18 protein-coding genes are annotated in these 18,661 nt (G+C 52.4%); 10 read left to right on the plus strand and 8 right to left on the minus strand.

Annotation, left to right across the window (positions count from 1 at the left end):
• The first annotated feature begins 9 nt into the window (after positions 1–9).
• From AC566Q_RS25020 to AC566Q_RS25030, 3 genes are read left to right on the plus strand one after another with little or no spacing between them, the layout of a single operon-like run.
• Positions 10–2,796, plus strand: a complete 2,787-nt coding sequence (locus AC566Q_RS25020; RefSeq protein ID WP_499612276.1) for a TrlF family AAA-like ATPase — start codon at positions 10–12, stop codon at positions 2,794–2,796.
• A gap of 1 nt (position 2,797) precedes the next feature.
• Positions 2,798–4,069, plus strand: coding sequence for an ATP-binding protein (locus AC566Q_RS25025; protein ID WP_499612278.1), 1,272 nt, complete (start codon positions 2,798–2,800; stop codon positions 4,067–4,069).
• Positions 4,066–6,927: an ATP-binding protein gene (locus AC566Q_RS25030; protein ID WP_499612280.1), complete on the plus strand. Its 2,862-nt coding sequence runs from the start codon at positions 4,066–4,068 to the stop codon at positions 6,925–6,927. Before AC566Q_RS25025 ends, AC566Q_RS25030 begins: the two co-directional genes overlap by 4 nt.
• Before the next feature lie 61 nt (positions 6,928–6,988).
• Here the strand turns inward: AC566Q_RS25030 and mobI are convergent, their stop codons facing one another.
• Entirely contained in the window at positions 6,989–7,591 is a 603-nt protein-coding gene (gene mobI, locus AC566Q_RS25035) for a conjugative transfer protein MobI(A/C) (protein WP_499612282.1), read from the minus strand.
• A gap of 748 nt (positions 7,592–8,339) precedes the next feature.
• Here mobI and AC566Q_RS25040 point away from each other — a divergent pair.
• The 3 genes from AC566Q_RS25040 to AC566Q_RS25050 are packed head-to-tail and all read left to right on the plus strand — an operon-like array spanning position 8,340 to position 10,505.
• The gene (locus AC566Q_RS25040; RefSeq protein WP_031209892.1) at positions 8,340–8,531 is read left to right on the plus strand and encodes a helix-turn-helix transcriptional regulator; all 192 of its coding nucleotides are present in this window, start codon (positions 8,340–8,342) and stop codon (positions 8,529–8,531) included.
• Between the two features lie 11 nt (positions 8,532–8,542).
• Positions 8,543–10,270, plus strand: a complete 1,728-nt coding sequence (locus tag AC566Q_RS25045; RefSeq protein WP_499612284.1) for a DUF927 domain-containing protein — start codon at positions 8,543–8,545, stop codon at positions 10,268–10,270.
• Positions 10,263–10,505, plus strand: coding sequence for a helix-turn-helix transcriptional regulator (locus AC566Q_RS25050; RefSeq protein ID WP_499612286.1), 243 nt, complete (start codon positions 10,263–10,265; stop codon positions 10,503–10,505). Before AC566Q_RS25045 ends, AC566Q_RS25050 begins: the two co-directional genes overlap by 8 nt.
• Positions 10,506–10,515: 10 nt before the next feature.
• Here AC566Q_RS25050 and AC566Q_RS25055 read toward each other — a convergent pair whose 3' ends face one another.
• Entirely contained in the window at positions 10,516–11,757 is a 1,242-nt protein-coding gene (locus tag AC566Q_RS25055) for a tyrosine-type recombinase/integrase (RefSeq protein ID WP_499612288.1), read from the minus strand.
• A 185-nt stretch (positions 11,758–11,942) separates the two neighbouring features.
• Positions 11,943–12,806: a YicC/YloC family endoribonuclease gene (locus AC566Q_RS25060; RefSeq protein ID WP_499612290.1), complete on the minus strand. Its 864-nt coding sequence runs from the start codon at positions 12,804–12,806 to the stop codon at positions 11,943–11,945.
• A gap of 205 nt (positions 12,807–13,011) precedes the next feature.
• On the opposite strand from AC566Q_RS25060, the gene rph reads away from it, so the two are divergent.
• Genes rph through tusA form a run of 3 tightly spaced genes read left to right on the plus strand, consistent with a single transcriptional unit; the run spans position 13,012 to position 14,628 of the window.
• Positions 13,012–13,725 (plus strand): ribonuclease PH, encoded by a 714-nt coding sequence (gene rph, locus AC566Q_RS25065; RefSeq protein WP_279319493.1) that lies wholly within the window; start codon positions 13,012–13,014, stop codon positions 13,723–13,725.
• 14 nt (positions 13,726–13,739) lie between these two features.
• Complete coding sequence (pyrE, locus tag AC566Q_RS25070) at positions 13,740–14,381, plus strand: orotate phosphoribosyltransferase (RefSeq protein WP_499612292.1); 642 nt, start codon at positions 13,740–13,742, stop codon at positions 14,379–14,381.
• Positions 14,371–14,628: a sulfurtransferase TusA gene (gene tusA, locus AC566Q_RS25075; RefSeq protein ID WP_499612294.1), complete on the plus strand. Its 258-nt coding sequence runs from the start codon at positions 14,371–14,373 to the stop codon at positions 14,626–14,628. Before pyrE ends, tusA begins: the two co-directional genes overlap by 11 nt.
• On the opposite strand, the gene AC566Q_RS25080 is transcribed toward tusA, so the two are convergent.
• From AC566Q_RS25080 to AC566Q_RS25095, 4 genes are all read right to left on the minus strand, one after another.
• The gene (locus AC566Q_RS25080; RefSeq protein ID WP_170308475.1) at positions 14,625–14,795 is read right to left on the minus strand and encodes a hypothetical protein; all 171 of its coding nucleotides are present in this window, start codon (positions 14,793–14,795) and stop codon (positions 14,625–14,627) included. The two genes, tusA and AC566Q_RS25080, sit on opposite strands and share 4 nt — an antisense overlap.
• 17 nt (positions 14,796–14,812) lie before the next feature.
• The gene (locus tag AC566Q_RS25085; protein WP_105934891.1) at positions 14,813–15,250 is read right to left on the minus strand and encodes a hypothetical protein; all 438 of its coding nucleotides are present in this window, start codon (positions 15,248–15,250) and stop codon (positions 14,813–14,815) included.
• Between the two features lie 94 nt (positions 15,251–15,344).
• Positions 15,345–15,866, minus strand: coding sequence for a YqaA family protein (locus tag AC566Q_RS25090; RefSeq protein ID WP_105934905.1), 522 nt, complete (start codon positions 15,864–15,866; stop codon positions 15,345–15,347).
• Between the two features lie 66 nt (positions 15,867–15,932).
• The gene (locus AC566Q_RS25095; RefSeq protein ID WP_499612296.1) at positions 15,933–17,222 is read right to left on the minus strand and encodes a metal-dependent hydrolase family protein; all 1,290 of its coding nucleotides are present in this window, start codon (positions 17,220–17,222) and stop codon (positions 15,933–15,935) included.
• Positions 17,223–17,366: 144 nt separating this feature from the next.
• Between AC566Q_RS25095 and AC566Q_RS25100 the strand changes: the two genes are divergently transcribed.
• Positions 17,367–17,663: a DUF3566 domain-containing protein gene (locus AC566Q_RS25100; RefSeq protein ID WP_105934893.1), complete on the plus strand. Its 297-nt coding sequence runs from the start codon at positions 17,367–17,369 to the stop codon at positions 17,661–17,663.
• Between the two features lie 73 nt (positions 17,664–17,736).
• On the opposite strand, the gene AC566Q_RS25105 is transcribed toward AC566Q_RS25100, so the two are convergent.
• Positions 17,737–18,585, minus strand: coding sequence for a DUF3014 domain-containing protein (locus AC566Q_RS25105; protein ID WP_499612298.1), 849 nt, complete (start codon positions 18,583–18,585; stop codon positions 17,737–17,739).
• Between the last annotated feature and the right edge of the window lie 76 nt (positions 18,586–18,661).

The following is an 18,661-nucleotide window of genomic DNA, read 5'->3' on the forward strand; positions in this document are numbered from 1 at the left end:
AGGCATTCCATGACAAACACTGACTGGCCCTATCCTGGCTCTCGCTGGTGGAAGTTTGACTTTCACACCCATACGCCTGCCTCAAAGGACACAACCGCGTGGCAAAGGGCTATCGGGAGCCCTGATGAGTTAACAGCCGAAGCCTGGTTGCTAAAGTATATGGCAGCTGGGATCGACTGTGTGGCAGTCACTGATCATAACAGTGGTGCTTGGATAGACGAACTCAAAGAAGCCTATAGAGCCATAAAGGACCAAAGTGACCTGGGGCTTGCGCCAGAGGGGTTTAGAGAGCTGACATTGTTTCCCGGTGTTGAAATTTCTGTCAGCGGTGGCTTTCACCTGTTGGCTATTTTTGGTCCGGAAGCCTCTACGCGCACAATAACCGATCTGCTATCGGCAGTTCGTTATCAAGGCACGGACGGCGATAGTGATGGTGTCACGCGGGAAGGTCCGGAAGCGGTCATTGAGGAAGTTCTGAAAGCCGGCGGACTTCCAATTCCAGCCCACGCAGATCAAGAGAAGGGCTTGCTGAGGTGCCAGCCAGAGTCCAAACGAAGTCAGGTTGACGCCAATACACTTCGCCAGGCCATTGGCGTAAAAGGACTGTTGGCCGTGGAATGGTGTGACGGCAGCAATCCCTGGCCGGAGTGTGTGGCGGATGTAGAAAATCGTCTCGCCCGTGTGGTGGGTAGTGACTGTCACAGTTTCCAGGGCAATGCCGTGCCGGGCAGTCGGTTTACCTGGGTCAAAATGGCTACTCCCACCCTCGAAGGGCTACGTCTGGCGCTGCTTGATGGTAATGGTGTGTCGATTCGACGCAGCGATGAGGGTGAGTTTAACCCGTTCCGGGTTCCTCCCCACGCCATTACTGCCATAGATATTGAAGGGGGCCGCTATATTGGCAATGGCCGGACGGCACGACTTGAGTGCTCGCCTTTCTTCAATGCCATTGTCGGTGGGCGGGGTACGGGTAAATCCAGCGTGGTGCATGCTTTACGCCTAGCCGCACGCCGCGAACAGGAATTAACGCAACTCGGGCCAGACAGCGAACCCCGTGCTCAATTTGAAGATTTCCGCAAAACCGCCAGAGGACGTGATGACAAAGGTGCGCTGCGGGATGGCACCGAGATTCGCGTGGAATGGGAGCACGATGATACCCGGTTACGGCTGCGCTGGCGTGTAGATGGTCAAGGCGTCGTCGTTGAAGAGTGGGATGACAACCAATGGCTCGAATCTAGTAGCCAAAGCGTGAATGCGGCGCGCTTTCCGCTGCGCATTTTTTCCCAGGGACAAATTGCTGCAATGGCCGGAAGCGGTCGGCAAACCTTACTGTCGATCATTGACGAGTCAGCTAATGTCGAGCCATTGAAGCAGTCCTTTGAGGAGGCAAAACGCACATTCTTTACCCAACGCGCCCGGCTACGGGAGCTCGATGGCAAGCTCGCCGGAGAGCCTGAGGTGAAACGCAAGCTGGAGGAAACCAGCAGGAAGTTGGCCGCTCTATCCCAGACCGACCAGGCATCCGTACTACGGGCTTATGGTCAGTCGCAACATCAGTCAAGGGAAGTGAAAACTCTGTTTGAGCAGTTGCGGAGCGATGCTGGCCGTATTTCCGATCTGGCCGAACAAATCATGCTGGATGACTGGCCAACTCAATACTTCTTAGAACAGGACGCGGATATTCTGGCTTTGCGCAAAGAAATTGACGGCCAGGTCGAGCAGGTTCGAACCGGATTGCAGGAGCAGGCGAAAAAGCTCAATGCCATTGTCGAGTCCGTTCAGAAAGACTCCCGCTATTCACAATGGAGCGCTCGTGTTCAGGCTGCTCAGCAGGCCCATACCGAGTTACAACAAAAGTTGGCAACCCAGGGTGTCAGCGATCCGCAGGCATTCGCCCGTCTGACGCAAGAAAAGCAGCAGCTTGAAACGCAAAGCAAAGCTTTTACCAGGATGCGTAGCGATCGGGAGGAACTCTCCCGGCAGATCGATGCGCAGCGGAAATTGATAGGACAAAGGCGGCAAGATATCACCCAAGCGCGAAAGGACTTCATACAGCAGGCGCTCGCTAATAATGACCATGTGCGCATAACTGTTGTGCCTTTTGGCTACGATCCCAAACAAACAGAGCGCGAGCTACGCGAGCTGATAGACGTCATGGATGACCGTTTTTCAGACGACATTCTTAATGACGAAGCTACCGAAGGGATGGCTCTTGAATTAGCTCAGGCCAATGAATCGGATAAATCTGCGGCGCTGAAACTGCTTAAGCGAAAACTACTTGAGATGGACGACAGTCTGGGCGGACGCTTTCGCAACTACCTGCAGCGTAAGCATGAAAAGCCAGAGTTTGCAGATCATATTCTAGCTTGGGCTCCAGAAGACGACCTAAGTATTCAGTACAAACGCGAGAGTAATTGGCATGATATTCAGACTGGTTCGCAGGGCCAGCGTTCTGCGGCGTTACTGGCGTTTTTGTTGGCTTTCGGTGAGGAACCCATTGTTCTCGACCAGCCTGAAGACGATCTCGACAACCACCTTATCTACGACCTGATCGTGCGGCAGATTCGCGAAAATAAGTTGCGTCGCCAACTCATTATTATCACCCACAATCCAAACGTCGTTGTTAATGGCGATGCCGAACTGGTGCATGTGATGGAGTTCGGGCGCGGGCAGTGTTACGTGCAGCAAAGCGGTGCTCTTCAGGAAAACGACCTGCGAAATGAAGTATGCAGGGTGATGGAAGGTGGGCACGAAGCTTTTTCCCGGCGCTGGAAGCGATTAGGAACGGAGTTTTAGTATGTTTGGTACACGTAGCGAATTGCTTGAAAAAATCCGGCTGGGCGAAGACGGCTTTCTTGAGCTTAAAGAGGTCCGCTTTGCAGGCGACAAAATTCGGGGGCCTTCTCAGGTAGATCTCGCCGACGAAATGGCGGCCTTTGCTAACAGCGCCGGTGGCGTGCTGGTGCTCGGCGTTGAAGACAGAAGCCGTGAAGTCGTGGGCGTCCCTCTGGAACGGCTGGATGCACTGGAATCCTTGGTGCGTGAAGCGTGCGAGCAATCCATCAAACCACCATTGGCGCCTATTATTGAACGCATGACGTTGCCGGATACCGGCGGTAGCGAACAGCCTGTCATTCGTATTGATGTTTCTCGCAGCCTGTTCGTGCATCAGAGCCCTGGCGGTTATATGCAGCGGGTGGGGTCATCGAAACGCCCGATTCCGCCGGACCAACTCGCGCGACTGTTTCAGCAGCGGAGCCAGTCCCGTCTGATCCGTTTCGACGAAACACCGGTGACCAAGGCAGCAATGGCGGACCTAGATGAAACTCTGTGGAAGCGGTTTGTACCGTCGCAACATCACAGCGCGCCGGAGACTGTGCTGGACAAGCTGGCTATGGCGGCTCGTGATGATCAGGAAGTATGGCGGCCCACAGTTGCGGGGTTACTGATGGCCAGTCGTGAACCACAGCGCTTCTTGCCGGGGGCTTTTATTCAGGCCGTGGCCTACCAGGGAACACGCGCCCTGCCTGAAGCTGAAAAGGCTTATCAGCGGGATGCTCAAGACATCACTGGACCTCTGGACCAGCAAATATTGGGAGCCTGCGCTTTTGTGCGGAAAAATATGCAGGTTGCAGCTCGAAAACGCGCAGCAGGCGGGCGTGAAGATCTACCCCAGTTCGATCTACTCGCCATCTTCGAAGCGGTTACTAATGCCGTCGCCCATCGGGACTACTCAATGGGTGGTGCCAAAATACGGCTCCGTTTGTTCGATGACCGGCTGGAGCTGTACTCACCCGGTATGCTGCCCAACACCATGACACCGGAGAGTTTGCCATTCCGGCAGGCGGCACGAAATGAGACACTCACCAGCCTACTGGCTCGCTGCCCTATCGAAGATGACGCTTTGTCTGCTCACCGTCAGCACCTGATGGATAAGCGCGGTGAGGGTGTCCCCATTATTCTTGAAATGAGTGAGCGCTTGTCCGGCAAACGCCCGGAATATCAGCTCAGTGACGAGAGTGAACTGAAGCTGACGATATACAGCGCACAGACGGAGAACGAACTATGAGCCTGAAGCCATGGCGCGAAATCGCCCGCCCACACAAAGATGTTCTGGAAGGCTCGTTCAAGCAGTCTGAATTTGCCGCCGACATCTCACAGGTAGCCGGTGGAACCGCACCTGATGAGTACCAGAACGCCGAGAAATTTTTCTCACGGACCTACATCACCGAGGGGATGCGCCTTTTGCTGATTTCCGTTGCCCAGCGTCTGGCAGGTCATGGCGGTGATCCAGTTATTCAGCTTCAAACGGCATTTGGTGGCGGCAAAACACACACCATGCTGGCCGTATACCACTTGGCCAGCCGTGAAGTCAGCACCGACAAACTGATGGGCATTCCCCCAGTGCTGGATGAAGCGGGTATCAGTGAGTTACCCCGAGCGCGTATGGCAGTGATTGATGGCATTCGCCTGTCGCCCAGTCAGGCCCGAACCTACGGCTCGACAACCGTCAATACTCTATGGGGAGAGCTGGCCTGGCAGTTGCTCGGCGAAGAAGGCTTTGCGCTGGTCGCCGACAGTGATGCTGACGGCACTTCGCCGGGCAAGGAAGTGCTGAAAGAACTGTTAAGCCGCGCCGCGCCCTGCGTAATCCTGATCGACGAGCTGGTAGCGTTTACCCGGCAACTGGAGTTGGGCAAGCAATATAAAGCGGGTACTTTTGACAGTAACATCAGTTTTATTCAGGGGCTAACGGAAGCGCTAAAGGCCGTACCTAATGCGATTCTTCTTGCCTCATTGCCAGAATCTGAGCTGGAGGTGGGCGGCACCATGGGCCAGCGCGCTCTGGAATCGCTGGAGACATATTTTGCACGTGTAGAGTCTGTGTGGAAGCCCGTGGGCTCCCGTGAAGCTTTCGAAATTGTGCGCCGCCGCCTGTTCGAAAGCTCCGGTGAGCGTGCCGAGGTCGAAGGTATCAGCCGACAATTTTCGGACTTCTACCGGAAGCACGCGGATAAGTTCCCCGTGGAGACCCAATCCAACGAATACTTTGAGCGACTGTGCTCTTCCTACCCGATTCACCCGGAAGTGTTCGATAGACTTTACGAAGACTGGTCCACTTTGGACAAATTCCAGCGAACCCGTGGTGTACTTCAGTACATGGCCATTGTGATTCATCGCCTTTGGAACTCCGACAATCGGGACGCGCTTATCATGCCCGGTTCGTTGCCGTTGGAAGACACCAATGTACGCAACAAGAGCATTCACTACCTGCCCCAGGGCTGGGAGCCAGTTATTGAAAAAGAAGTAGATGGCCCGCGCTCTATTCCCGCTGACATTGATGGCCACCACACTTTGTTCGGTGGCGTCCAGGCCGCTCGGCGCACTGCACGCAGCATTTTTCTGGGCAGCGCCCCTTCAAGCCAGGAGCAGATGATACGCGGCATCCAGGCCGAGCGGGTCTTACTGGGTACTGTACAACCGGGACAAACTATCGGTGTGTTTGAGGATGTACTCAAGCGACTGCGAGATCGCTTGCACTACCTGTACGCCGAACTGGACCGTTATTGGCTGGATACCAAGCCCAATCTGCGACGGGAAATGGAAAGCCGAAAACAGAATATCAGTGAGCGCGATGATCTGATTCCCATGCTGAAAGAGCGCGTGAATCGGTCGTTTGGTAAAAATCACCACTTCGGTGGCATTCATGTGTTCACGCCGTCCGTGGATGTGCCCGATGATTACGGTTCTGGCCCTCGCCTGGTGGTACTGCCCACTCAAGCGGGTTACAGCCGAACCGAGACAAACCAGGCCTTTGGCGAGGCAGAAAAAATTCTGCGCAACCGTGGCGAGCAACCCCGTCAGAAGCAAAACCGCCTGATCTTCCTGGCACCGGATTTTGACGTTGTCAGCCGACTGAAGGAGCAAGGTCGGATTTTCCTGGCCTGGCGTTCAATCGTGGCAGATATTGAAAGCGGTACGCTCAATCAGGACCTTTCGCATCTGAACCAGGCCAAGCGTAATCGTGACGGCGCAGAACAATCGCTTACCCAGCTCATCCGGGAAACCTGGAAATGGCTCTTGGCGCCTGTTGAGGATTTTGTTAAGGGACGCCCCGAATTGAACTGGGAAGTGGTGTCTATTCCGCCAACCGCTCCGAACCTCATTCAAAGCATTGAGGATAAACTGCGTGAAGAAGAATGGTTGGTCTACGAATGGTCGCCGATTCACCTACGCAAGGTGCTCAATGACTGGTACCTGAAGGATGGTGTGACAGAAGTCAGTGCGCTGAAAGTCTGGCAAGACAGTTGCCACTATCTCTACCTGCCCCGGTTGGTCAACGACCAAGTGTTTCGCAACGCCATAAGCCAGGGTGTAGAAACTGAAGACTATTTTGCGTACGCCTCCGGAAAGGAAGGGGACCGCTACCTTGGTTTCAGCTTCGGGCGAGGATCCATTGCCCCGTTAGACGATTCATCGCTGCTGATAGAGCGTGAGGCGGCAGTTGCCTATGCTGAGAAGCAGCGTCAAGCGCAGCAACCCCAACCTCAGCCCGGAGTAGACATGGGCGGCCCTACAGGCGTTACTGGCGGAATAGGCGGCACACAAGGCGGTGGCGGCTCTCCGGTCAATACTCCACCCGGGATTATCGACGGTACCGATGGTGCCGGAAGCAGTGGTTCCAGAGTGGTAAAAACACATTTTTATGGAATCACATCGCTGGACCCAGTAAAGGCTAAAATAGACTTTGCCACCATCATGGATGAAGTAGTTCAGCAGTTCACAGCACAACTCGGTGTTGAGGTGACAATCTCGGTCGAAATCGAGGCCAAGAAGAAGGACGGTTTCGACGAGTCATTGCAGCGCACCATTAAGGAAAACTGCAATGTGCTGAGGTTCAGCTCTTCGGAGTTTGAAGAGGACTGATTGGACCCGCCAGTGAAGGCCGTAACTTGAGCTCGGTTGCGGCCTTCGTGCCTCCCTGACACTACTTTTTCGAGGTACCCGCTGTTTTGGCGGCCTTGGCGAGAGGGCCCAGTGTTTCCTCCAGGTAGACTTCCAATTCAGCCAGTAAATGGGCACTGGATTTCAACACCCTCCTGAGTTGCGTCAGATTAGCATTAAGCCTGCGAATCAACTCAAAGCCATCTTCGATATCTGCGATGACGGGCTTTTCCCAGTCCTGGGCGCGAGCGAATGCCGACTTGAAATGACGGTACCGACCGTCTTTGGAAATATGTTCACTGTAAACGGCGTGTCCGGTTCCGCGTTCTTTTGGCACGAATGAATTGTAATACCAGGACAGTTCCAGTTTTCTTCCCCTTAGCCTGGCTCGGCATCCATGATGGCCAGGGTAACCCTCCGTCTGATCGGTTCGGTGAGCAATATTGTGCTCCCAATGTACATCACAAATACGTTGGGCTAAGTATCGATATCTGGCCTGTTCAACGTCAATCAAGTCCATAAGCGTTTGCAAAAATGCTTTAGATTGCTGAGTCGCTGCCTGGGTGCCCCGTGTGTGATCAACCCCTTCAAGTCGACTTGCATGACACCAGTGGTCGACTACCTGCTGTTTGTTCAATCGCGTCATTCACTTACTCCTCTCGTTCTGAATGCACGAATGATGCTAACCGGATTTGATCATTACGGTGGCCCGTGCTTTTGCCCTTTTTGGGCGCAACGGCGAACTTGGGATGAAAAAGTCATAAAATGCCAAGGGACCTTCCAGTTCCTTTCCACATAACTATCTGATTTGGGACTTCTGCGCTATGCTCCCATCCCTCAAGGCATAGGAGGCATGGGCTAAAAGCGTGGATCTCCGTTATTTATTTGGGACCTACCGCCCCATTTGCTGGGAAGACTCAGGTATGCAACGGCCTGATGTAACCGGGCTGACTGTCGTCGCTACAACAATTCCCGCTACTTCCTCGGGGCACTTACAAGGGGCTTGGAAGAGGCCTTTTGGAGCCCCGGTGTGATACGGGGATAACCCGTGAAGTAACAGGGCCTCGAAAAGGCTCTTTAAGAGGCTGTTTTGATCACGTCCAGCATTGACTTTCACATGTGAAAGTTAATGAGCATTACCGCCTCACAAAATGATGCCGTGATGGTGGCGGGTGACAGCGGCCGTTCACATTTTCACCAGATTTTGCCCGTAAACCGATGAGATTCACATGAAAATCGCCCGAATAACAAAAAATAATCTTTAAGTTCCAATGGTTATAAAGTTTTTTTCTTTGCGCCCAAAATAGCCAATTCCACGGTTCTGGTCCCGACTTCTGATTACTAATAATCACTCCTGCCGTTAATCAACGAACCAGGAGTAGATAATGAAACACATGTTTTCTAGCGAGACCAACGAGCGCTTGCTCACATACGAAGAAGTGTGCGCCGTCACTCAGCTATCGCAAGCCACGCTGCGTCGGTACGTCCGATCAGGTCGCTTCCCCGCCCCCATCAAGCCAAACCCGCAGGGTCGAGCCGTCAGGTTTCGGATCCAGGATGTTAGAAACTGGCTGGATCGGTTGTGACGGAGGGACAAATGAAATTTCAATTGAGAGACTCTGGCCTGTACTGCCTCAGCACTGATGAATGGCAAAGGGTTGGTGGGTGGATTGAGGTTGTTGCCCGAACCCGCCTTTCCAATAAAAAACACGGCCACGGCGCGCTTCTGCAGTGGAAAAATATGGACAACGTCCTGCTGCGCGAGGTGGTGTATGCGAGGACTCTGAACGGCGATAACGCCCGACAGATACGAGAACTGCTCGTGGACAGCGGCTATCTGCTGGAGCCTGGCAATATCAGTTGGGCGCGACTACAACGCTACCTGCTTGAGGAAATGGCAAAGGCACCGCCGGCCACCACCGTCGACCGCACCGGTTGGCATGGCCCGGTGTTCGCGACGAGCAACTGGACGGCAGGTCAGGCGGATGAGCAGCACTATTTCGTCGGGCAGCTATCGACATCCCCTCTGCTACAGGAAAGCGGCTCTCTCCAGGATTGGCAAACTCAAGTGGGGAAACTGTGTGAGGGCAACCCGCTAGCGATGTTCAGCATTGGGGTAGCCCTTGCGGCACCCCTGTTGAAACATGCTGGGTTAGAAAACGGGGCTTTTCATCTTGTCGGCAATAGTTCCACCGGGAAAACGACACTATTGCAGGTGGCCGCCAGTGTTTGTGGGGCTCCAACCTTCGTACGAAGCTGGGTAGCGACTGCCAATGGACTGGCAGCGGTGGCTGCCGAGCACAACGATATAGCGCTCATGCTGGACGAAATCGGCTTGGCTCGGCCCGAGGATGTCGACGTCTCGATTTATCACATCATGAACGGTGCCAGTAAGCTGAGGGCGAATATTTCCGGAGATCTGGCGGCACAAACGCATTGGCGGACGCTGGCCTTGAGCACCGGTGAGATTTGGCTATCGGAAGTATTTCAGCAGTTGGGGAAACCAGTCAGGGCCGGCCAAGAGAACCGTTTGGTTGAAATCCCAGCGTTTGGGCGATTCGGCGCATTTGAGGAATTGCATGGGTTTGCCAACTCTCAGGAGCTGGTCGATGCGCTGAAAAGCCGCACCAGGCACTGCCATGGCACATTGTTCCGGCACTGGCTCGAGCGTCTTACAGAAGATGTGGATGACTTGCCCGAGTATATCCAGAGGGAGACGGCTCGGTTGACAGATCAGTGGACGACGTCGCACATGGCTTCGCAGGTCATCCGCGTGGTCAAGCGGTTTGCATTGATTACCGTTGCGCTATGTCTGGCGTGTCGAAATTATCTGCTGCCCTGGACGGAGGAAAAATCTGAGCGAGCAGTGCACCAAGTGGCCGACGCCTGGATAAAATCGAGAGGACATATATTCAATAAGGAAGAGCACCGGATTCTATTGAAGCTCAATGAATATATGAACTCACGGAGGTTCAGATTCGCTGATATAGAGAAGGGTATAGCTGAATCGCCCTACGACGGATTCAAGCGCACGGTGAACGGTGAAAAGCAGCTACTTGTGAAGAAAGCCAATTTCCTGCAGTTTTTCGGGCTCCAATCTCGATATATGCGTGAAATAGAGTTCCTGATCCAGAAAGATCTGCTCGAAACCAATGAAAGGAGTCGTGGCACACTGAGAGTTAAAGTAAATGGCAGATTTGAACGATTCTTCGCCTTATGGCCTGATCGCATCAGAAACTATCTGAATTCGCTGTCAGAACTTGATGGGTTATCCCAGTTTCCCACCTTTCCCTGCGGTAATCCGGAGGTGGCAGAGGATGATTGATAAAACCTTCAGTCCGCCTTCGGAAGAGGTGCGCACCAAGCTTCTGGCTCGTTCTGGACAGTGTGAGCGACTGGTCCGGGAGTGGGATCGCCGCGCGATTACCGGCGTCAGCCGAACTCAATGGTGGTCGCTGGAACGAAGGAAAGTTGCTCCGGCACGACTAAGGCTGGGTTGCAACTCGGTGGCGTGGCGGTTATCGGATCTGCTGGCCTGGATCGAGCAACAAGGGGCCTGATCTGGCCCCTTTACTCTCCAGAGCTGACTTCACCTCTCACGATGGGCGCCAGCCACTCGCAGAGCGCCTCGTGAGCCTCTTTTCGTTCTTCAAAATACGCATGCCGATTATAGATTTGATCAACCCGGTTGCCGGCCTGCTGGTTCAGGCAGCGCTTGGCCAGGTCATCATCGAATCCCAGCTTTCCAAGCATAGTTCTCGCGGTGCCACGCAGGTCATGGACCCGCCTTTTATCAAATGAGAAGAACCTCTCCTCGAACAGTTTCTTGAGTGCGTGGTTTAATGTGTTCTCGCAGACGTGAGGGGTGCGAGCCTTCTTGCTGATCCGCCTAGCCGGGAAGACCCACTCACTGCCACAAGACCGTACTTTCAGCTCCTCAAGCCATCCCATTACTGGCTCGGTCAACGGGATGTCAATCGCCCTGCGTTTCTTGGTTCGCTCGGCTGGCAAGTGCCAGACTTTGTTATCCAAATCGAATTCCGACCAAGGTGCTGCGAGAAGCTCCATCTTCCTTGTGCATGTGCCAATGAGCAGTGCACAAGCCAAGTAATTCTCCCGGGAGAACTTGGCGGGGATGTCTCTGAGCTTGTCGAAGAACTCTTTCACCTCGAAATCTGTCATTGGGTAGTTGGCCGCCTTTTCCTCTCCACCCGCATCCCTGGGGCGAAACGGAGTGGCCGGATTGAACCGCGTGACATCCAGCTTCATGCCGTGATCAAACACCCGCTTCAGCATTCGCATTACGTCGTTTGATATAGTTGGCCGAGGCGGGTTGTCATCGTACCCATTAGCGATATCCCGCAATATTTCACTAACGTCGACAGGCCGAATCCGTTCCAGGTCCGCCTTCCCGATGCGCCAAGCGACCTCACGATCGTAAAGGCTCTTCTCTTTTTGATGGGTCGCAATCTCCCGCTGGCGCAGCTGGTGATAGTCTGCATACAAATCATTCAAGGTCTTAAAGGGGTTTTGGTTGACCTTCTGCCGTTCCTGAACCGGGTCAGCACCCTCACGCTTGATCGCCAATCTCAGCTTCGCCGCCTCATCGCGGGCGTCGGCCAGTGACCAGTCGTCCACCTTGCCGATGGTATATTCGCGCCGGAGCTTGGTAGCTGGGGTGGTGTAGCGCAGCATCCAGTAGGCATCGCCGCGCTTCGGGGTCATGAGGTAGAGACCATTGCCATCGGCATGCCGCACGGATGGCTTCTCTTTGATCAGTTTCTTGACGGTCTTGTCGTGTAGCTTGCCCACTTTCCTGCCTTAAAAAAATTGGGGAGTACAATCTCGCCGATACAATATAGCGAGAAAATACTCCCCAATCTACTACCCACCACTACCCAAACTTGCCTGAATTTACACGAACGCCATGACCGCCAAAATTACATAACTCTTTGATTTATAATTCCATTAATAACAACGTCGAACACCCAAGAACATCATTCAATATTCTGGATCTGCTCGCGCATTTGTTCAATAAGCACTTTAAGCTCTACTGCAGACTGGGTGATCTCGGTGTTAATTGACTTTGAGCCCAGCGTGTTCGATTCGCGGTTAAATTCCTGCATCATGAAATCCAGTCGACGCCCACAGGCACCGCCTTTGTTCAGGATCTTGCGGGTTTCACCTACGTGAGAATTGAGGCGATCGAGCTCTTCAGCCACATCTACTTTTTGCGCTAACAGGATCATCTCTTGCTCAATTCGCGCGGCGTCCAGTTCCAGCTTGGCTTCTTCAAAGCGGGTCAGAATGCGTTCACGCTGCCAGTTAAGGATTTCCGGCATACGCTCGGCAACTTTCTTTGCTTCTACTTCGATGGCTTCGAGGCGCTGCTCAATCAGCGATTTGAGGTTTTCGCCTTCATCGCCCCGGGCAGTAATAAAGTCATCCATGGCTTTATCCAGGCCGGCCAGTAAGTCGGCCTGAATGGTGTCTGTATCGGCCTCTTCGGCAGCGATAACGCCAGGCCATTTTAATACATCGAGTGGGTTTACGCCGGTCGATTGACCGTGCGACTGTACCCAGTCGGCAGCATGCAATACCTGTTTGGCCAGCTCTTCGTTTAGGGTTAACTTAGTGACGGCTGCATCGTTGGCGGTAAAGCGTAAGGCGCACTCTACTTTGCCTCGTTGCAAACGCTTTCTGAATCGGTCGCGAAGCAGTGGCTCTAAACTACGAAACTGTTCCGGTAAACGAAAATAGGTTTCCAGGTAGCGTTGGTTAACTGAGCGAATTTCCCATACTGCGGTTCCCCAGTCTTTCTTTACTTCGCTGCGTGCGAAAGCCGTCATGCTGTAAATCATTGTATTGTCCGTCGGCATATTGCTTGTGTTGTATCCTATTGTACTACAGTCCGCATCTGAACCCTATGCCTTTGCTTTGTTGCCACAGTCGGGTTTCACATGGAACATTGCTTAGTCTGGAATGATTCAACGTTCAACTTATGCCATTAATTACGCTATACTAGCGCCGTTGAATTAGCCGAGTACCCAATTTCAGGAGATTACCATGCGCCCAAGTGGCCGAACTGCCAGCCAAATCCGCCCCGTTACTATTACCCGTAACTTTACCTGCCATGCAGAAGGTTCTGTGCTGGTGGAATTTGGTAACACCAAAGTCTTGTGTAATGCCACGGTTGAGGAAGGCGTACCGCGTTTTATGAAAGGTCAGGGCAAAGGCTGGATCACGGCTGAGTATAGCATGTTGCCACGCTCTACCCACACCCGCTCACAGCGTGAAGCGGCACGCGGCAAGCAAGGTGGACGTACCCTGGAAATTCAGCGTCTGATTGCCCGCTCTTTACGTGCTGCGGTGGATCTTAAATTACTGGGTGAAAATACCATTACCTTTGATTGCGATGTAATTCAGGCCGATGGTGGTACCCGCACAGCCTCTATCACCGGTGCATGCGTGGCGCTAATCGATGCGCTTACCTACATGCGAAATAAAGGCATTATTAAAGCCAACCCGCTTAAGCATATGATTGCCGCACTGTCGGTAGGTATTTACGAGGGCACTCCTATTGCCGACCTGGAGTACATCGAAGACTCTGCTGCTGAAACCGATATGAACGTGGTAATGACCGAAACTGGTAAATTAATTGAAGTGCAGGGCACGGCTGAAGGCGAACCCTTCTCCTTTGAAGAAATGCATGAACTGCTGGACATTGCCAAGCATGGTTTACGTGAATTGTTTGATATTCAAAAAGCGGCATTAAATTAAGTTTCGGAGATCCCATGAAAGCATTCCAACAGGCGTTTATTGAGTTCGCGATTGCCCGTGGCGTTCTGAAATTTGGTGAATTTACCCTGAAATCTGGCCGTAAAAGCCCGTACTTCTTTAATGCGGGGTTGTTTAATCGCGGTGGTGATTTGGCCAAATTGGGTCGTTATTATGCCGATGCATTAACCGATGCGGGGATCGACTTTGATGTATTGTTTGGTCCTGCCTACAAAGGGATCCCAATTGCTACCACTACCGCGGTGGCACTAGCCGACCATCACGATATGGATGTGCCGTATTGCTTTAACCGTAAAGAAGCCAAAGCCCATGGCGAAGGCGGCAATCTGGTGGGCAGCCCGCTGGAAGGCAAAGTGATGCTGGTGGATGACGTAATTACTGCTGGTACTGCGATTCGTGAATCCATGACCCTGATTGAAGCCAATCATGCTTCGCTGGCCGGTGTGCTGATTGCACTGGACCGTCAGGAGCGTGGTACCGGTGAGCTTTCGGCAATCCAGGAAGTCGAGCGCGACTACAACACTAAAGTGGTATCGATTGTTTCATTGAATGACGTGGTGACTTACCTCAAGTCTGCCGGTGGCTATGATGAAGCCATTACCGCTATCGAAGCCTATCGGGAAAACTATGGCATCTGAGCCAACGGTTAACTGGCAGGACGCCGATCATCAACTGGATGCGCTGGGCCTGCGGTGTCCGGAGCCGGTAATGATGGTGCGTTTGCAAATGCGTAAGCTCGAAGATGGGCAGACGCTGTGCATTACCGCCGACGATCCGGCAACGGTCAGAGACATCCCCAGTTTTTGCCGTTTTATGCAGCACACCCTGGTGGCGGCTGATACCGAACAACTTCCCTATCGATACTTATTGAAAAAAGGCCTTTAGCCTTCTGAGGCTGCCTGTAACACCAGTTGTTGCAGGCAGTGCTTGTGTTCCGGTGACGTGCTGTGAATATCACTCAAATGAATCTTCTGACCCTGCAGTAACTGCTTGAGCACTGATACCCTCAAGTGCACATTAACGAACTCCGGTTGTGGCTGAAATGTTTTCATTGGCACTTCCTTCCTGATCAATGCAGATGGGTTGAAAACTGCATAACATCATCGTGACGTAACCATTCCTTTAACTGGTGGATGGTCGACAGTAGTTGTGGCTCGGATGCATACAACGGCATAAGCGCTGTGAGCTGTTGCTGAGTGTCATTGAGCACATCCTTGCTGAACTCAGGCTGCGCTTTACTGCAGTCACTTACCGCCATAGCGGCCGCTACGAAACTCACCAGATCCTGATGGTAAATTTGCGATGCGCTGTCTGGGCGGCGCAGCGCAAATAATATGGACTGCGCAATTTCCCAGACCTGAGTGTAGAGCTTTCTGGCTCGTGATAGTTCGCCATCTCGCCGGAGTTGTAGTGCCTCAAGTTTAAGCTTTTGTCGTTCGAACCGGGCCTGCTCCGGATGCAGTTGTAACCATTTCCGATAGACCGGGCAAAGTAATGAGCTGCGCATAAACACTATCTCCTTTTATCCAGCAATGCATAAGAGTCATTACTAAGTTAATCTAAATGAGAATTATTATCAACAGTGGTTTTTAAGCTGGTTTCTAGCTGAGAATCAGCCACAGTCCTGCAGCCACAACGGTAATGCCGATCATGGCTTTGGTTTTGTAGCGACGAATAAAGCGTTCCGCTTTGTTGCCAAATACTTTTACTATCAGCGCCAGGCCAAAGTACCTTAGCGAGCGGGCGATAACAGTCGCCAGTAAAAACAGCCAGATAGAGTATTTGGTGGCGCCAGCGGCGAGCATAGCTATCTGAAAAGGTACCGGCACAATGCCCAGGGTCAGCACAAACCAAAAGCCCTGAGCCTCCATTTTCTGCGTAACGCGCTCAAACTGTTGTTCTGAGCCAAACCAGCTAATCAGGTCCTGGCCCACGGCATCAAACAGAAAATAGCCAATGGCATAGCCAAACAGCGCGCCGATAATACAGCCCACCGTGGCCATTAAGGCAATCAGCCAGAGTTTTTCCCGTTTGGCCTGCATTAACGGAATAAGTACCGCTTCCAGTGGGATGGGAACAATGGTGGATTCCAGAAAGGAGGCAATCGTGATCCCGCGCAGCATATGCTGAGAGTCCACGAGCGCCTTGGTCTTACGTTTTAGTGTCTCTTTCACCAAGGGAAAACGCCCCTATTGTTTGTAAATTTTTCCGCCTTTCATTACAAACTGCACGTTTTCCAGTGTCGTAATATCTTGTAGCGGATTGCCCTTAACCGCGACGATATCCGCGAATTTACCGGCCTCCAGGGTGCCTAGCTTATCTTCAATGCCGAGCATGGTGGCTGCGTTTATCGTAGCGGCTTGTATAGCTTTTGCAGGGGGCATGCCAGCTTCTACCATCAAACCAAATTCCTGACCATTATCACCATGAGCTGAAACGCCGCTGTCGGTACCAAAGGCTATGTTTACGCCGTTCTTATATGCCTTGCCAAATGTTGCCTGAATCAGGGGGCCGATTGCCGCGGCTTTAGGGCGAACGATGTCCGGGAAGTAGCCGTCAATTTTTGCCTTTTCGGCCACAAACTCACCGGCCAGAATGGTTGGCACATAATAAGTGCCGTGCTTTTTCATCAGGGCCATCACTTCTTCGTCCATATAGGTGCCATGCTCAATGGAGGTGACGCCGGCTTTGATTGCTCGGATCATGCCTTCTTTACCATGGGCGTGTACCGCAACCGTCATACCGTAGTCTTTTGCGGTAGCGACCACAGCTTCGAGTTCATCGTTCATAAACTGGGGGTTCTGGCCGCTTTTGGCTACGCTTAACACGCCACCTGTGGCGGTAATTTTAATCGCGTCGGCACCATCCTGATAACGCTGACGAACGGCCTGGCGAGCTTCGGCCACACCATTAATAACGCCCGCTGCCGGGCCGGTATCCGGACGAATTCGTTTAGCCATGCCATTGCTGGGATCGGCGTGACCGCCGGTGGTAGCCAGTGATTTGGCCGCAGTGTAAATACGCGGGCCGGTTGCCATGCCCTGATTAATCGCGTTACGCAGTGATACCGTTTCGTTATAGCTGTCGCCCAAATTGCGCACGGTCGTAAAGCCCGCCATCAGGGTTTTATTGGCGTAATGGGCCGCCGCCAGGGCGTAATCGGCTTCGTTGAGGGTAAACCGCTTCATGTACGACGAGGTGCCACTTTGCTGGGAGCTTAGATGAACATGCATGTCCATTAAGCCTGGCAATACTACGGAATCAGAAAGATCGATAAGCGTGTCGCTTTTGGCTACCTTAATATGACCTTTGCGGATCTCACTGATGGTGTGGTTCTCAATGATCAGCGATACCGGGCCGGTTAGTTTGTCGTCGGTGCCGGTAAAGGCGTTGCCCGCATGGATCACCGTGGCGGCCTGTACATAATTCACAGGGAGCAGGACTGCCGCCAGCAGGATGGATTTGATTGTATTCTTCATTACTCTTTGCTCTTGTTGTTGTGAAGTCACTTCACTTTATGTCATGACTGGCGCTCTTACAAAATACCCTGCACACTGACTGCAACTTACAATGCTCGTGGAAGAGCTACAGGAAACCACCAATAAATAAAAGGAACTCCCGCTATGCAACAAAGATTAAAGAAAATATCGGCGCATTCACTGGCTATTCACCTGGCACTGGTGTTTGCCATTCTGTCACTGATTTTTATGCTGCCGTTTACGTTTTTGATGACCTCAATGGTACCGAATATGCCTGAACAAAATGCCATGCCGTTTATGTTCACCGGCGCGATGACTTTTGTAATGCCGTTTTTCTATTTTGTTTTCACTTATATCTTCACACTGATTATGGCGTTTATTTATAACCTGCTGGCTAAACTGACCGGCGGTGTAAAGGTTACGCTGGAAGCGAATGACTAAGCGCTGATAAATAACAGCCAATAAAAAAGCCACCGTCAGGTGGCTTTCTTTAATACCATTTTGCAATGCGGGCTTACTGGGCCATCAGACTGTCTTTAAGCTCACGTAGCTTCGCTTTTATACGGCGCATGTTATCCGGACCAGTGCGCAGGAGTTGTTTCTGCGGGTCGGATAACCCTTCCAGACGTTCGTCAGCATATTTGTACATAACTGAATCGGTGTACACTTCCACTGGCATTTTCACTTCTGGTGTATCCAGCAGCGTGTCAATGGCTTCAATCAGTACCTCGGTGAAAGGCTGATCCGGGTCGCCAATTTCAGCATACTTGGTCTGAATCTCGTCCTGGTAGGTTTCGTACAGGGCAATCAGGTCTTCGTTGCTCATTGACTCCAATACGTCTACATAAGGGGTGTAACGCTTGTAACTGGCAGAATCAATCCACTCGCGGTCAGCCTGGGTATACACCCGGAAATCCTGATCCGGTGGTGTGAGTAAACGGTGGTTAGGAGCAGTTTCATCATCAGCCAGGTTAGTCGCCGTTACAACAAAGCGCTGTAATAACCCATCGTTAACCAGCAAGCGGCTAAGCGTTGGTGATGTCGCAATAGTTTCAAGAGCGGCTTTAATAGCGGTGTCGCTAACGTCCAGCGGCTCGGGCTCTGGCGCAGGTTCAGGCATGGGCTCAACGTCCTGATCCGGATCGATTTCTACCGGCTCTGGCGGAGGCGTCGCTTCAAAAGTATCGGCTGGCTCAGGCTCAATTGGTTCAGGTTGGGCAACTGCTGGCGTTTCTGGTTCAACAACTGGTTGCGGCTCTGGTTCGCTCGATGGCCACATCAGTACCACCAGCAACACAACAACGACTACGCCAATTACGATGGCATAAGGTAACCAGGATCGTTGTTCAGTATTTTCGCTCATATTTGTCTACCTTGATCATTGGCTGCGGAATTCCATACTATCAGAGTTAATGACAATCCGCTGAAAATCAATGCAC

The sequence above is a fragment of the Alteromonas sp. H02 genome, from assembly GCF_059682525.1.